Origin of the sequence: Romboutsia sp., from assembly GCF_035470145.1 — a bacterium.
In the GTDB taxonomy this organism is placed as follows: domain Bacteria; phylum Bacillota; class Clostridia; order Peptostreptococcales; family Peptostreptococcaceae; genus Romboutsia_D.
This window is the reverse complement of sequence record NZ_DATIRC010000099.1, coordinates 1-13874: the sequence shown is the minus strand read 5'-3', so window position 1 is coordinate 13874 and position 13874 is coordinate 1. Positions and strand designations below refer to the sequence as shown.

Genomic DNA, 13874 nt, shown 5'->3' with positions numbered 1-13874 from the left:
TATGATAAATGGACTGAGTAAATATGATGTAAACAATTTAAGTGAAAAATATAAACCTATTATAAATAAATATTTTTCATATAGTTTAACCAACATAAAAAAAGAAGATATAAACCTATATAATGAGATAATAGAAAATAGAAAAGAAGCTTTTGAGAAAGAATATAAAAATCTTGAATTAGAACTTAGAGAATATAAGGAAGTTGATTTTACAAATAAAGGAAGTAGTAATAAAATAACTTTATTTAAAGATAGCAAAGATATAAATTTATCATTTATTGAGGAAGGAAATAAACCAAAATATAATAATGAAATAGCAATAACTAAGATGTATGCTAAAAAAAATGATATACATATAGGAGATAAAATAAGTATAAAAGGAAAAGAATATACTGTTAGTGGGATGGTATTATTTTCAGACAATACATTACCGATAAGTGGAAGTGATTTTATAATAGATAACTCAAAAATCACTCTTGGATTAGTTAATGATGAAGAATATGAAAATATAAAAGGAAAAGAAATGTTTCATTTTTCTGGTGTGGTAAAAGGAAAAAATGAATATAGAATGATTAATGAAGACTTCAAGAGAGAAAGAAATGAAATTTTAAATGATTTTAATAAAGAGGTAAATAAGACTTATAGAGATAAAGAAGATTTAAATTTTATAACTAATATAACTTTAACTGAAAATCAAATGAGAAGTGGAGCTATATATGAAGAGTTAAAGGGCGGTCAAGGAGCTACTATTGGTATAAGTATAATAATTTCAAGCATTGCAGTGATGATAGTTCTTATACTTGTTTACAAAGTAGTAAAAAATGAAAAAACTCAAATTGGATTGTTAAAAGCAATAGGATATTCTAGATATGATATTTTAACTCCTTATATCGTATTATTATTTATAATAGCCTTTCCTATGCTATTATTAGGATATATAGGAGGAATATATGCAGCTTACCCTATGAAAAACTTTTATTTAGAGTTTTATTTAATACCAGATGGAAATATTAAAACTAATATATCAGTGTTATTTGTATCTATAATAGTACCAATAGTAGTTATAATAGGTCTTTGTGCATTTATAATAAATAAAATGCTATCTAAAAAAGCAATAGATTTATTAAAAGTATCTGAAAAAGAAAAGATAAGTAAGCTTAATAAGTTTGTGAATAAACTATTAAAAAATGCAAAGCCACAAACTAAATTCAAATATTCATTTATATTTGCTAATACTTCTAAGTTTTTTGTATTTTTTATAGGAATAATATTTTCTTCGATGCTTATAATTATGAGTTTCATGATGAGTGATTTTTTTGATAAGATGGTAACAGAATACTATGAATCAGTAGATTATGTATATGAAGGATATATTGATTTAACAAAAGACTATCCAAAACTACAAGATAATCAAGAAAAATTTATTATTGTAGAAAATGCACAATATAAAGACGAAAATATAAGTATAAGAGGAATTAGTAAAGACAATAATCTTCACAGATTATTTGATAAAAGAGAAAATGATATAACAAAGAACTTAATTAATGGCGTAATAGTAAATAATAGTTTTAGCATTATGTATGATATAAAAGTAGGAGATAAAATAAAAATATCTATAAATGATAAGCAATATGAAAGAAAAGTAACATCTATAAGTAAAGATTATTCAGATCCTAAAGCTTATTTTGAAATAGATGATTTGAGCAAAATAATAGTGGATGCTAATAATACATATAATTTAGATGATGATGAATTTTATAATGGAGTTTATTCTAAAGAAAAACTAAATGAAAAAGAGTATGCTTCAATTATAAATAAAGAAGATATAATGGAACAATCTCAACTTATGCAAGGGTTTATTAAAGTTTCTATTTATGGAATGATATTTAGTGCTATATTTATAGCAGTAATAGTTTTATATGTACTTACAACTTTGACAATAGAAGATAATTATTATAGTATATCGTTACTTAAGGTAATGGGGTATAACAAAAAAGAAGTTAACTCTATGATGCTAAATAGCTATTTGATATATTCAATAGTTTCTTATTTAATAAGTATACCAATAACTGTATATGGATTTGGAGCAATGATAAAATATATGGGAAAAGTATTTAAAATAGTTATGCCGTTTGAATTTGAAATATGGCATGGGATAGTAGGGCTTATAGCCATACTTTTTATATTTATTATTGGCTCACGTGCAGCTAAAAAAAGAATTGAAACAGTACCTCTACAAGAAGTACTTAAAGCTTATAGCGAATAATGCTTTAATTTATTTTTAAAATAATAAAAGAGTGAAGTTTTATGAATTATTTTTTATAACATAGAAACTTCACTCTTAAATTTTAGTTTTAATAAAAAGTTAAATAATATCTATAGTGAAATGACTTATAAGTTATTATAGAATATGCTTATTTAAAAAGGCTATATATTATTCCTGTATGTTCATTTAATATATTTATACCGATTAAAATTAAAATTAACCCACCTATCATTTGAGCATAGCTTTTAAATACATTTCCAATTTTTTTTCCAATCAGAACACCCATAAAACACATTAAAAATGTTATAATTCCTATAGCTAAGCAGATAGGAATTATATTAATGCTTAAAAATGCAAAGCTGACTCCTACAGCCAAAGCATCTATACTAGTTGCAATTGATAATACTATAAGCTCCTTATTATCTAACATAGAAGAACTATTGTTATCATCATCTTCTCTAGCATCAAATATCATTTTAATACCAATAAAGCTTAATAAAAAAAGAGCTACCCAATGATCAAATGACTTTATATAAGACTCAAATCTAATACCAAGAGACCAACCAATTAAAGGCATAACCCCTTGAAATATCCCAAAGAAAAATGCTATTTTAGCTGCTATAGAATAATTTATCTTTTTTAGAGTAATTCCTTTAGTAACAGAAACTGCAAAGGCATCCATTGAAAGCGCAAATGCAGTAAGGAAAATACTTACAATTCCCATTAAAATTCCTCCTTAGATTTAAAAACATGGCTAATCATATTTTATAGTAATAAGTATAAAAATATTCATATTATTTAATTACAACAAGAGGTATAATTTAAAACTGGAAAATGAAGTAATAGTATTAAAAAATATCATATAGTAAACATGGTAAAACATATATAAATATATAACGTAAAATATTGTACAAACTGAAGTATACCGAGATGAGAAGTTTTAATTAAATTAGGGGGATATGCAATGGATAATTTAATGAAAAATCAAAAAACACTTATGATAAGCTCTAACGATAAGGATAATAATTTAAATATAAGTTGTGCGGCATATGTATACAAAAAAAATAAAATATATATATACATAAGCAAAATAGCAAAGCATTACGATAACTTATTAATTAATCCTAAAATTTCTGTTATGATAATAGAAGATGAAAAAGATGCTAAAACTGTATTTGATAGAAAAAGAATTTCACTAAAATGTATTGCTAATAAAATTGAACATGAATCTAAAGACATATTTAAACTATTTGATGAAAGTCATGGTGCTAAGATGATGAAGATTTTAAAAACTATGGATTTTGATATATTTGAGCTTGAAATACTAAATGGAAGATTTATAGCAGGTTTTAGTAAAGTATTTGATATATATATAAAAGAAAATGAATTTGTGCTTAAAGCAGTAAATTATCAACAACATACAAAAAAATAGACAGAATAAAAATAGCTTGGATATAAAATTATAACCAAGCTATTTTATATGAAAGTAATTTTTATTATGTTATAATATTTAATTATATAAAGAATAAGGAGTATTATGGAAATGAAAAAAGCTAATTATTATGTGCTTGTATCAATTATATTAATTGCAATGTCTTGTATAATGTTTTTTATACATTATATGATATTTGGTCAAGCGGTGAATACAGCGTATTATTCTCTTATGAATCTATGTTTTATACCTATAAATAGTTTGGTAGTAACAATAATCCTTGAAAGAATAATAGATCATAAGGCTAAGGAAGAAAGAGTGAATAAGCTAAATATGTTAGTAGGAATATTTTTTACTGAAGTAGGGTGTAAACTAATGCACTTAATAATAAATGCTGATAAGGAGGCTAAAAATTCTATAACGTGTTTTGATAATTTAGATAAGATAGGGTTTGATTTATTAAAGCATGAATATAAGATAGATATAAAAGAAATTGATTTAGAAGCTTTAAAAACTATTTTGATAGATAATAGCAGTTTACTTATAAACTTAATCAGTAATGAAAATTTACTACAACATGAGATATTTACAGATTTACTTATGTCGGTAGTTCACTTAAGAGATGAACTTGTATTTATGGAAAATAATGAAACTAACGATATTGATATAACTCATTTAGAAAATGATATTATGAGAGTATATAAAAATATTACGATTCAATGGATTCATTATCTTGAATATTTGAATAAGTTTTATCCGTTTTTATATAATAATGCAATAAGAATTAATCCATTCAAATTTAAATAAAAGTAGCTATCTTTAATAATTAAAGATAGCTACTTTTATTTATATATTATTCACTATTTAAGTATAATGAAAAAGTTATTTTAAAGTTTAGATGTAAAGTGAGATTTTATACTTAAATAAAAAACAAAAGAATCTTTAAAAGATTTCAAGTCAAGTCCTAAAAGTTCTTTTATTTTTTCTAATCTGTATATAAGAGTGTTTCTATGTAAAAATAAAGAAGAAGAAGTTTTAGAAATATTAAGATCATTTTCTATAAAGCTAACTCCTGTATGCAATAAATTTTCATCTATATTTTTAATGCTTTCAAAATCGATTAAATTACAAAAAGACTTTTCTTTTCCTATTAAAGATATAGCTTTATACATGGTTAAATCATGTAAGGTCATGAATTTACTTAAACTAGTATCAATATTTAAAAGTGGTAGAATTTCATCTAAAATAGATAGTCTAAAATTAAAGATATCCATATCATTTATTTTACCTAAATAAGCAATGTAAGTATTACTATAAGTTTCTGACTCAATTACTCCTGGGGTAGAGCAGTCTATATCTAATACGTCATTGGAATTTAATATTATATATTGATTATATTCAAAAATATCTATATCTTCATATAAATTATATACAACCCTTTTTAAATTATCAAATTCTAAATTTTGTTGATGAATTAAATAGAAGTGTCCATTAATATTATCAAAGACAAACCTGTCCTTCATTTCGATTATATATGTTTTATTATTAAAATTTACTACTTTTTGATCACTCTTTAAATTCTGGTTACTATATTCAAAAATACTAATTTTTTTATTTGTTTCCTTTTCAAAAAATTCTATTAAATTTTGCATAAAATCACCCCTAAAGTATTATGTAATGAAAAAAGTAAGATGATTTAATCATCTTACTTTAATATATCATCAAGTGGTATTTATTTATATAAGATTTAAAAATAACCTTAATTATCTTATGGCTTGTTGAGTTTCTTTATCGAATACATGTATTCTGTGTTTATCCATAGCAAGTTTTAACTTATCTCCTATGTTTATTCTGTATCTACCATCGAATCTAGCAGTTATACTGTCCTTTCCAGTTTTTAAGTAAGCGTATATTTCAGCCCCCATAAGTTCTCCAAGCTCAACTGTAGCCTCAAAAGAACTATCTAAACTATTTTCAACAAATACATCCTCTATATGTATATCTTCAGGTCTTATACCTAAAATAACTTCTTTGCCTATATATCCATTTTCTATTAAAGCAGTACATTCGCCTTTGTTTAAAGCTATATCTAAAACTTCATTTTGTGCATGTATTTCACCGCTTTTATCAACTAAAGTAGCTTCTATAAAGTTCATTTGAGGAGCTCCTATAAATCCTGCAACGAACATATTGTTTGGCATATCATATACATCTTGTGGGGTAGCTATTTGCTGAACTATACCATCTTTCATAACAACTATTCTATCAGCCATTGTCATAGCTTCAACTTGGTCATGTGTTACGTATATAAATGTAGTACCAAGAGATTTATGTAATTTAGTTATTTCAGTTCTCATAGCTGTTCTAAGCTTTGCATCTAAGTTTGATAAAGGCTCATCCATTAAGAATACCTTAGGATTCCTAACTATTGCACGTCCAAGTGCAACCCTTTGTCTTTGTCCTCCTGATAAAGCCTTAGGCTTTCTATCAAGTAACTTTTCTAAATCTAATATTCTAGCAGCATCCCTAACTTTTTTATCTATTTCATCTTTAGGCATTTTTCTAAGTTTAAGAGCAAATGCCATATTATCATATACTGATAAGTGAGGATATAATGCGTAGTTTTGGAAAACCATTGCTATATCTCTATCTTTAGGGTCAATTTCGTTTACAACTTTATCTCCTATGTATAATTCACCAGAGCTTATTTCTTCAAGTCCAGCTATCATTCTTAAAGTAGTAGATTTACCACAACCTGATGGTCCAACTAAAACTACAAATTCTTTATCTTCGATATTTATATTTACGTCTTTAACTGCATTAAATCCGTTTGAATACGATTTACATATATTTTTTAAAATTACCTCTGCCATAATTATTCTCCCCTTATTTTAAAATGAATTTTATTTGAATACTTAAGTGAGTTTCTGTATCACTTGTTAAATTCATATTATCAGAAAAATGTTTTCCTGAGAATGTATAAAATGACTAAAATTTTTTAGATAAAATATACAACCGATTGCATAAATGATAAAAAATTTATAGATTTATGTTTAGAGTAGCAAGACCCGGGTATATATATACTATCTTAACATTAATAAAAATAAATTTTAATATATATGGATAATAGGAGGAATAAAATTATGAAAAAATTTATATGTAAGCCATGTGGTTGGGTATACGAAGGTGAAACTGTACCAGAAATATGTCCAGTTTGTAAAAAAGGATCAGAAGCATTTGAAGAAATGAAAGGTGAAATGACTTGGGCAGATGAACATAGAATAGGTGCTGCTAAAGGGGTAGATGAAGAAATATTAGAAGGATTAAGAGCTAACTTTGTTGGGGAATGTAGCGAAGTAGGAATGTATCTAGCAATGAGTAGACAAGCAGATAGAGAAGGATATCCAGAAGTTGCAGAAGCATACAAGAGAATAGCTTTCGAAGAAGCAGAACACGCTGCTAAATTTGCAGAGTTATTAGGGGAAGTAGTTGTTGCTGATACTAAAGCAAATTTAACTGCAAGAGTTGAAGCTGAATACGGAGCAACTGAAGGAAAATTAAAAATAGCAAAAAAAGCTAAGGAATTAGGATTAGACGCTATACACGATACAGTTCATGAAATGTGTAAAGATGAAGCTAGACATGGTAAAGCATTCTTAGGATTATTAGAAAGATATTTCAAAAAAACTAATTAAACTATAATTATTAAAAGAAAAAAGTTACCTTTTGTAGAGGTAACTTTTGTTTGTTAAAAATACTTAAATTTATATAAGTAAATATGCGTCAAATAAATTAACTTAATAAATAATTAATTTTCAAAAAAATTACCCAAAGATCCTAAAATACTACCTTCACCTTTTTGATCTCCATAAGCTTGAGGAGCAGATGCAAACACTTTAGAAGCTAATCTACTAAATGGCAAGCTTTGAATCCAAACATCACCAGGTCCAGTTAAAGAAGCAAAGAAAACTCCTTCTCCTCCAAATAAAGTATTTTTTATACCACCAACAAACTCTATATCATATTTAATATCTTTAGTCATTGCCACTAGACATCCTGTATCAACTTTTAGTTTTTGACCATGTTGTAATTCTTTTTTTATAATAGTACCACCAGCATGAATAAAACATAAACCATCACCTTCTAGTTTTTGAAGAATGAATCCCTCACCACCGAAGAAGCCTACACTAAGTTTTTTCTTGAAATCTATACCAACACTAACTCCCTTAGCGGCACATAAAAAAGCATCTTTTTGGCAAATTAGCTTTCCACCGAGTTGAGACAAATCAACAGGTATAATTTTACCAGGATAAGGGGAAGCAAAAGATACTCTTTCTTTTTCATGACCTTCATTTGTAAAGGAAGTCATAAAAAGACTTTCTCCAGTTAAAACTCTTTTAGCAGCACCTCCTAAAGCACCAAATAATCCAGGACTACCTTTTTTACTACCGTCACCAAATATAGTTTCCATCATAATATTTTGGTCCATCATCATCATAGCACCAGCTTCAGCAATTACAGTTTCTTTTGGATCTAATTCTATTTCTACAAATTGCATATCATCCCCATGCAATTTGTAATCTAGTTCATGAGATTTCATTTATATACCTCCTATAAGTAAATTATATTAAAGAATAAATCTGTTTATTTTATATTATACCATTAACGTATACCATTAAGAGTTATTTTAAAACATATTAATACGACAATATAATTGATCTGATTTTATAAAAATATACAAAAATAATTTTTTACTTATATAAAAAGCAGTTAATCTTTATATTATATGAGATTATAATAAGTAGAGTTTATAATGATTTAAATAATTTTAAAAAAAATATATAAATATATGTTTAAGGTGTTAGATACCGGGTATCTATATATTATAACAACAATAATTATTAAATTTAAAATATATATAAATTAGGAGGAGTTAATTATGAAAAAGTTTGTTTGTACAGTATGTGGATATATACATGAAGGGGAAACAGCACCAGAAGCTTGTCCAGTATGTAAAGTAGGAGCTGAAAGGTTCAATGAAATGAGTGGAGAAATGGTTTGGGCAGATGAACATAGAATAGGTGTAGCAAAAGGTGTAGATGAAGAAGTACTAGAAGGATTGAGAGCTAACTTTGTTGGAGAATGTAGCGAAGTAGGAATGTACCTAGCTATGGCTAGACAAGCAGATAGAGAAGGATATCCAGAAGTTGCAGAAGCTTATACTAGAATAGCTTTTGAAGAAGCTGAACATGCGGCTAAATTTGCAGAATTATTAGGAGAAGTAGTAGTAGCAGACACTAAAGCTAATTTAACAGCAAGAGTTGAGGCTGAGTATGGAGCAACTGAAGGAAAATTAAAAATAGCTAAAAGAGCTAAAGAACTAGGATTAGATGCTATACATGATACAGTACATGAAATGTGTAAAGATGAAGCAAGGCATGGTAAAGCATTCTTAGGATTATTAGAAAGATACTTTGGAAAAAATTAATATAACTATTAACATGAAAGGGGCTGTCTAAAAATATAAGACAGCTCTTTTTATATACTAAGGGAGATTATAAATTATCTGATTTGTGGATAAGTTACAATCTTAACCACTAAACTTGAAATAGTTCGCTAACACGTTGCTCAAGCAATGTAACTGGTTTGTAGATCATTGGATAGTTAAATTTTTATAAAAAAGAGCGTCTCTGTTAATGATTAAAGTTAAAAAATATAAAAACTATTGAAAACATTTTCAAGGTATGATATATTCATATCAAGATAAATTAAAAAGTGCCAATGAATGGCATATATTTTTTTGAAATTTGCGCAAGCGATTGCACAAATTGGGAGGTAAATATGTATAAAAAATGGTGGAAAGAAGCAGTTGCTTATCAAATATATCCGCGTAGTTTTATGGACTACAACAATGATGGAATTGGAGATTTAAAGGGAGTAATATCAAAGCTTGATTATTTAAAAGACTTAGGAATAGATGTAATATGGATATGTCCAATGTATAAATCACCAAATGATGATAATGGATATGATATAAGTGATTATCAAGATATAATGGATGATTTTGGAGATATGAATGATTTTGATAAGTTATTAAGCGAGGTTCATAAAAGAGGAATGAAACTTATAATAGATCTAGTAATAAATCATACAAGTGATGAACATCCATGGTTTATAGAATCAAAATCTTCAAAAGACAATCCTAAAAGAGATTGGTATATTTGGAGAGAAGGTAAAGAATATAAAGAACCAAATAACTGGGAAAGTATATTTAAAGGCTCTGCTTGGGAGTATGACGAAAATACAGAAGAATATTTTTTACATTTATTCAGTAAAAAACAACCAGATTTAAACTGGAAAAATGAAGATATGAGAAATGAAGTATATAACATGATGAACTGGTGGTTAGATAAAGGTATAGATGGATTTAGAGTAGATGCTATAAGTCATATAAATAAAGAGGAAGGTTTATTAGATATTGAAAATCCAGATAATTTAAAGTATGTACCGTCATTTAGTAAGCATATGAATGTAGATGGAATACATGATTACTTAAAGGAAATAAAAGAAAATACTTTTGATAAATATGACATAATGACAGTAGGAGAAGCAAATGGTGTAAAAGCTGAAGAAGCTGATTTATGGGTAGGAGAAGAAAATGGTAAATTTAATATGCTATTCCAGTTTGAACATTTAGATTTATGGAATTGTGATAATGGAAAATCATTTAATGTACGTAATTTAAAGAAAGTATGGAATAAATGGCAAACTAATTTAGCTACCAGTGGATGGAATGCACTTTATATAGAAAATCATGATGTTACAAGAATTGTATCATCTTGGGGAAATGATAAAGAATATTTAAAGGAAAGTTCAAAAGCATTAGGTTTAGTATATTTTATGCATAAAGGAACTCCTTTTATATATCAAGGTCAAGAAATTGGTATGACAGATGTTAAGTATAATGATATAAATGAATATAATGATGTAAGAACAAAAAATGAGTATAATGAATTGATTCAATTAGGGATTGATTGTAAAGAAGCTTTAGAGGCAGTCGCATTATCATCAAGAGATAATACTCGTACACCAATGCAGTGGAATCGTAGTTTAAATGGTGGATTTAGCAAAGGACAACCATGGATAAAAGTAAATCCAAACTATGTTAATATAAATGTAGAAAGTCAACTAAGTGATGAAAATTCTATTCTTAACTTTTATAAAAAAATGATAAAAATAAGGAAAAAAAGTGAGTGCTTAGTATATGGAGATTATAAATTAATATTAGAAGAAGATGAAAAAATATTTGCATATGAAAGAGTTTTAGGTGATGAGAAGTTCTTAGTAATATGTAATCTAAGTAGTGATGAAACAAATTATGAATATAAAAAATTAAATCTAAAATACAATAACTTAGTACTTTCTAATTATGAAGTAAACTCTCATGATGATTTAACTCAACTAAAGTTAAAGCCATGGGAAGCGAGACTTTATAAAATATAGTATAAAATTGATATAGTTTTTATAACTAGCGCAATTAATATAGTCTTTATATCGAAACAAAATATACAGAAAAGAGGGAGAATTTATGAGTACACAATTAGGTAAGAAAAAACTAATATCATTTGATTTCTGGCAAAAGTTTGGTAAGGCATTATTAGTAGTTATAGCAGTTATGCCAGCCGCAGGTTTAATGGTATCTATCGGTAAATTAATAGGAATGACATCAGATGCACATTTTGTAATGACAATTGCAAGAGTTGTAGAAGATATTGGTTGGGGAATTATCGGAAATTTACATGTACTATTTGCAGTTGCAATAGGTGGATCGTGGGCTAAAGACCGTGCAGGTGGATCATTTGCAGCATTAATAGCATTTATATTAATAAATCGTATAACAGGAGCAATATTTGGAGTAAATGGGGATATGTTATTAGACCCAAGTGCAACAGTAACTTCATTAATGGGATCACAACTTATAGTTAAAGATTATTTTACTTCTATATTAGGATCACCAGCGCTTAACATGGGCGTATTCGTTGGGATAATATCAGGGTTCTTAGGAGCTGTTTTATACAATAAGTACTACAACTATGATAAGTTACCTCAAGCTTTAGCATTCTTTAATGGAAAACGTTTTGTACCATTTGTGGTTATATCAGGTTCTGTAGTTTCGGCAATTGTTTTATCTATAGTTTGGCCATTTATACAAGGTGCATTAAATTCATTTGGTATGTGGATTGCAACATCAAAAGATACGGCACCAGTACTTGCTCCATTTGTTTATGGGACACTTGAAAGATTATTATTACCATTTGGTCTTCACCATATGATAACGGTACCTATGAACTATACGGAACTAGGTAGTGTGTATGAAATAGCGACAGGTGCAGCAGCAGGAACTGTAGTTGCAGGACAAGACCCATTATGGTTAGCTTGGATAGCAGACTTAATAAACTTCAAGGGTTCAGGTGATATAGCATCTTACAACGAATTATTAAATACTATAACACCAGCTCGTTTCAAAGCAGGACAAGTTATATTATCAACAGCATCGCTTGCTGGTATATCAATGGCAATGTATAAAAATGTTGATATCGATAAATTAAAGAATTATAAACCAATATTCTTATCAGCATTACTTGCATGTTTCTTAACAGGTGTTACAGAACCAATTGAATTTATGTTCATGTTTGTATCACCAATATTATATGTAGTATATGCAATACTTACAGGACTAGCATTTGCACTTGCTGATATAATAAATTTAAGGATTCATGCTTTTGGATTTATAGAGTTTTTAACTCGTACACCAATGTTAATAAAAGCAGGATTAACTATGGATTTAGTAAACTTTATATTATCTTGCGTATCATTCTTTATACTTAACTTTGTAACTTTCAATTTCTTAATAAAGAAATTTGATATAGCAACACCAGGGCGTAAGGGTAATTATATAGAAGAAGGTTCCCAATCATCTAAAGATAATAAAAGTGTAGTAGGAGATGAATTATCAAGCCAGATAATAGGTTTATTAGGTGGAGCTGATAATATAGAAGATGTTGATGCATGTATGACTCGTTTAAGAGTAACAGTAAAAGATATATCATTAGTAGGAAATGAAAAAGATTGGAAACAAGCGGGAGCATTAGGACTTATATTAAAAGACAAAGGAGTTCAAGCAGTATATGGACCAAAGGCAGACGTTCTTAAGTCAAATATATTAGATGTGTTAGGAGCATAGAAATTGAGATTATTAACACTTAATTGTCATTCATGGCAAGAAGAAAATCAACTAGAAAAGATCAAATATATAGCAAGTGTGATAAAAGAGAATAATTATGATGTTATAGCACTACAAGAAGTTAGCCAACTAGTAAGTGAAGATATTGTTTATAGCAATATTAAGAAAGATAATTTTGCATTATTAATAAATAAAGAGCTAAAAAAACTTGGAATAAATGAATATGAATTTTTCTGGGATATGTCTCATATTGGATATGATGTATATGAAGAGGGGCTTTGTGTAATGACAAAGCTTCCTATAAAAGAAAATAAAAGTTTTTATATTTCTAAAGGTGAAGATATAAAGTATTGGAAAACTAGAAAAATAACAAAAATAAAAATTGATTATAATGGAAAAGATATAAGTTTTTATTCATGCCATTTAGGATGGTGGACTGATGAAGAAGAACCATTTGTATATCAATTTGACAACCTAATTGAAGACGTGCAAAAAGAAGAACTGGCATTTATCATGGGAGATTTTAACAATAGTGCAACAATAAGAAAAGAAGGCTATGATTATATGTTAGAAAAAGGGATGATAGATACTTATAACATAGCAAAAGATAAAGATAGTGGAGTAACAGTTAAAGGAAAAATAGCAGGTTGGGACAAAAATAAAGAAGATTTAAGATTGGATATAATGCTTGCGAATAAAGAAGTAGATGTTTTATTTTCAAAGGTGATTTTCAATGGAAAAAATAAAGAAGTAGTATCAGACCACTTTGGGGTTGAAGTACAAATTAATATTTAAGCATACTAAAAAAGCTGTATTAGGTATATGTGAAATTTTACCATAATACAGCTTAATTTATAGTCTAATAATTTTTGCCACTTTTCATTTGTTTACTTAAGTATCCACCCTTAAATTGTGTCAAGTCATAAGAGACT

The 13874-nt window shown here is 27.3% G+C and carries 12 protein-coding genes; 8 read left to right on the top strand and 4 right to left on the bottom strand.

What is annotated here, in order from left to right:
• Nucleotides 1–2266 (top strand): ABC transporter permease (locus tag VLM92_RS03555; RefSeq protein ID WP_325274976.1); only part of this gene is annotated, 2266 nt, incomplete at its 5' end.
• Nucleotides 2267–2414: 148 nt separating this feature from the next.
• On the opposite strand, the gene VLM92_RS03550 is transcribed toward VLM92_RS03555, so the two are convergent.
• Nucleotides 2415–2990 (bottom strand): manganese efflux pump MntP family protein, encoded by a 576-nt coding sequence (locus tag VLM92_RS03550; RefSeq protein ID WP_325274975.1) that lies wholly within the window; start codon nt 2988–2990, stop codon nt 2415–2417.
• Between the two features lie 240 nt (nt 2991–3230).
• On the opposite strand from VLM92_RS03550, the gene VLM92_RS03545 reads away from it, so the two are divergent.
• On the top strand, nt 3231–3698 hold the full coding sequence (locus VLM92_RS03545; protein ID WP_325274974.1) for a pyridoxamine 5'-phosphate oxidase family protein: 468 nt from the start codon (nt 3231–3233) through the stop codon (nt 3696–3698).
• A 111-nt stretch (nt 3699–3809) separates the two neighbouring features.
• Nucleotides 3810–4505, top strand: a complete 696-nt coding sequence (locus VLM92_RS03540; protein WP_325274973.1) for a hypothetical protein — start codon at nt 3810–3812, stop codon at nt 4503–4505.
• A gap of 80 nt (nt 4506–4585) precedes the next feature.
• On the opposite strand, the gene VLM92_RS03535 is transcribed toward VLM92_RS03540, so the two are convergent.
• Together VLM92_RS03535 and VLM92_RS03530 are read right to left on the bottom strand one after the other, a co-directional pair.
• Entirely contained in the window at nt 4586–5350 is a 765-nt protein-coding gene (locus tag VLM92_RS03535; RefSeq protein ID WP_325274972.1) for a PucR family transcriptional regulator, read from the bottom strand.
• 111 nt (nt 5351–5461) lie between these two features.
• Nucleotides 5462–6571 (bottom strand): sn-glycerol-3-phosphate ABC transporter ATP-binding protein UgpC, encoded by a 1110-nt coding sequence (locus tag VLM92_RS03530; protein WP_325274971.1) that lies wholly within the window; start codon nt 6569–6571, stop codon nt 5462–5464.
• Between the two features lie 270 nt (nt 6572–6841).
• On the opposite strand from VLM92_RS03530, the gene VLM92_RS03525 reads away from it, so the two are divergent.
• On the top strand, nt 6842–7393 hold the full coding sequence (locus VLM92_RS03525; RefSeq protein WP_325274970.1) for a ferritin family protein: 552 nt from the start codon (nt 6842–6844) through the stop codon (nt 7391–7393).
• Nucleotides 7394–7506: 113 nt separating this feature from the next.
• Here the strand turns inward: VLM92_RS03525 and VLM92_RS03520 are convergent, their stop codons facing one another.
• Nucleotides 7507–8298 carry a TIGR00266 family protein gene (locus tag VLM92_RS03520; protein ID WP_325274969.1) on the bottom strand — a complete coding sequence of 264 codons (792 nt, stop codon included), beginning with the start codon at nt 8296–8298 and terminating at the stop codon, nt 7507–7509.
• A 339-nt stretch (nt 8299–8637) separates the two neighbouring features.
• Between VLM92_RS03520 and VLM92_RS03515 the strand changes: the two genes are divergently transcribed.
• From VLM92_RS03515 to VLM92_RS03500, 4 genes are all read left to right on the top strand, one after another.
• Nucleotides 8638–9186, top strand: a complete 549-nt coding sequence (locus VLM92_RS03515) for an NADH peroxidase (RefSeq protein ID WP_325274968.1) — start codon at nt 8638–8640, stop codon at nt 9184–9186.
• Nucleotides 9187–9539: 353 nt separating this feature from the next.
• Nucleotides 9540–11201 (top strand): alpha-glucosidase, encoded by a 1662-nt coding sequence (locus tag VLM92_RS03510; RefSeq protein ID WP_325274967.1) that lies wholly within the window; start codon nt 9540–9542, stop codon nt 11199–11201.
• Between the two features lie 85 nt (nt 11202–11286).
• Nucleotides 11287–12942, top strand: coding sequence for a PTS transporter subunit IIBC (locus tag VLM92_RS03505; protein ID WP_325274966.1), 1656 nt, complete (start codon nt 11287–11289; stop codon nt 12940–12942).
• 3 nt (nt 12943–12945) lie between these two features.
• Nucleotides 12946–13737 carry an endonuclease/exonuclease/phosphatase family protein gene (locus tag VLM92_RS03500; protein WP_325274965.1) on the top strand — a complete coding sequence of 264 codons (792 nt, stop codon included), beginning with the start codon at nt 12946–12948 and terminating at the stop codon, nt 13735–13737.
• Nucleotides 13738–13874: the final 137 nt, after the last annotated feature.

Excerpts from the sequence above, each read along its gene's own strand:
- VLM92_RS03550 (WP_325274975.1), bottom strand. The coding sequence starts at position 2,990 with ATGGGAATTGTAAGTATTTTCCTTACTGCATTTGCGCTTTCAATGGAT.
- VLM92_RS03545 (WP_325274974.1), top strand. The coding sequence starts at position 3,231 with ATGGATAATTTAATGAAAAATCAAAAAACACTTATGATAAGCTCTAAC.
- VLM92_RS03540 (WP_325274973.1), top strand. The coding sequence starts at position 3,810 with ATGAAAAAAGCTAATTATTATGTGCTTGTATCAATTATATTAATTGCA.
- VLM92_RS03535 (WP_325274972.1), bottom strand. The coding sequence starts at position 5,350 with ATGCAAAATTTAATAGAATTTTTTGAAAAGGAAACAAATAAAAAAATT.
- VLM92_RS03530 (WP_325274971.1), bottom strand. The coding sequence starts at position 6,571 with ATGGCAGAGGTAATTTTAAAAAATATATGTAAATCGTATTCAAACGGA.
- VLM92_RS03525 (WP_325274970.1), top strand. The coding sequence starts at position 6,842 with ATGAAAAAATTTATATGTAAGCCATGTGGTTGGGTATACGAAGGTGAA.
- VLM92_RS03520 (WP_325274969.1), bottom strand. The coding sequence starts at position 8,298 with ATGAAATCTCATGAACTAGATTACAAATTGCATGGGGATGATATGCAA.
- VLM92_RS03515 (WP_325274968.1), top strand. The coding sequence starts at position 8,638 with ATGAAAAAGTTTGTTTGTACAGTATGTGGATATATACATGAAGGGGAA.
- VLM92_RS03510 (WP_325274967.1), top strand. The coding sequence starts at position 9,540 with ATGTATAAAAAATGGTGGAAAGAAGCAGTTGCTTATCAAATATATCCG.
- VLM92_RS03505 (WP_325274966.1), top strand. The coding sequence starts at position 11,287 with ATGAGTACACAATTAGGTAAGAAAAAACTAATATCATTTGATTTCTGG.